The organism is Actinosynnema sp. NPDC023658, assembly GCF_040639995.1.
GTDB lineage: Bacteria > Actinomycetota > Actinomycetes > Mycobacteriales > Pseudonocardiaceae > Actinosynnema.
Window position 1 is genome coordinate 1 of sequence record NZ_JBFAAX010001322.1, and the last position, 1,320, is coordinate 1,320.

Below are 1,320 nucleotides of genomic sequence, written 5' to 3' on the forward strand. Positions count from 1 at the left end.
GACCAGCGGCAGGTTGCGCTCGCGGATGCCCTGGACCACCAGGTCGGCCATCTTCCCGGCGCCGTACTCCGAGAAGTGCGTGTTGTCGGTGACGCCGTCCACCGACTCGCGCAGGTAGAGCTGGGCGGAGTCGGTCGGGCCGAGCGACTCCACCAGCGCCTCGCTCTTCGCGGTCAGGTCGATCAACGGCACGCCGAGCGCCGAACCGAGGGTGCGCGTCTCGGCCGCCAGGTCGACGCCCACGCCGTTGACGTGCAGGGCGGTGGGGGTGAGCTGGCTGCCGCTGAACAGCCGCCGCACCGGCGGGGTGACGAGAACCGGCAGGCCGCCCTTCTCCCGCACCTGGTTCACCATCGAGGTGAGGTTGCCGCGGAAGGCGGACGCCGACGTGGACTTGTCGTTGTGCCCGAACTGGATCAGCACCAGGTCGTTCCGCTTGATCAGCGGCTTCACCGTCGGGAACAGCGCCGGGTTGGACAGGAAGCTGCCCGAGCTCTCGCCGGAGTCCGCGTAGTTGGCGACCACCGCACCGGCGGACACGTGCGCGGACAGGAGCTGCCCCCAGCCGGTGTACGGGGCGGTGGGCTGGTCGCACACCGTGGAGTCGCCGGCCAGGTACACCGCGAGCGGGCCGGTCGCGGGCTGCACGGTCAGGCCCGACAGCTTCGGGGCGGTGCCGGCGAAGGTGATGTCCAGCCCGGGCGTGCCCGTGCCGCCCTGGCCGGTCGGCTGCCCCTCGGGCTGCCGCACGTTGATGGTGAACGTGTGCTGGGTGATCGTGCCGGCCGCGGTGGCGACCGCGGGCAGGATCCGCCGCCGAGCCTCGACCGACATCGACGTGCTGCCGGCCGAGGTGCGGTCACCGATCCACGCCGTCACCGTGTAGTTGCCGGGGGAGACGCCGAAGTGGCACGTGATGGGCGAGGTGCCGGTGCACTCCGCCGGACGTCCGGGCGGCGTGCTGCCGCCGGCGTCCGACTCCACGTAGTCCACGTTGGGCAGGCCGTTGGCCGTGGTGGGGTTGAGGCGGATGGTGTTGCTGCCCGCGTTCACCCGCACGGAAAGGGCCTTGGTCGCCCACGTGTCCCAAGTGGACGTCGGCTCGAACGACGCCGACTGGGCGGTGGCGCCGTTGACCACCACGTCGGCAGGGCGGGCGCCGGAGCTGCCGTTGGCGAAGCGGACGCCGAGCGTCACGGTTCCCGCGGCTGCGGCGTCGACGGTGAACTGCGCCGCCGCGCCGACCGCGTTGCGCCCGTCGCAGAACCCGTTGCCGGAGTAACCGGTGTGGTCGGACGCGATGGCGCCGTCGCTGGTGGC

At 72.3% G+C, this 1,320-nt stretch carries 1 protein-coding gene; it reads right to left on the bottom strand.

The window, feature by feature from the left end; all coding sequences use genetic code 11:
* On the bottom strand, nt 1–1,320 hold a 1,320-nt coding region (locus AB0G02_RS40655), incomplete at both ends, for a GDSL-type esterase/lipase family protein (RefSeq protein WP_360806009.1).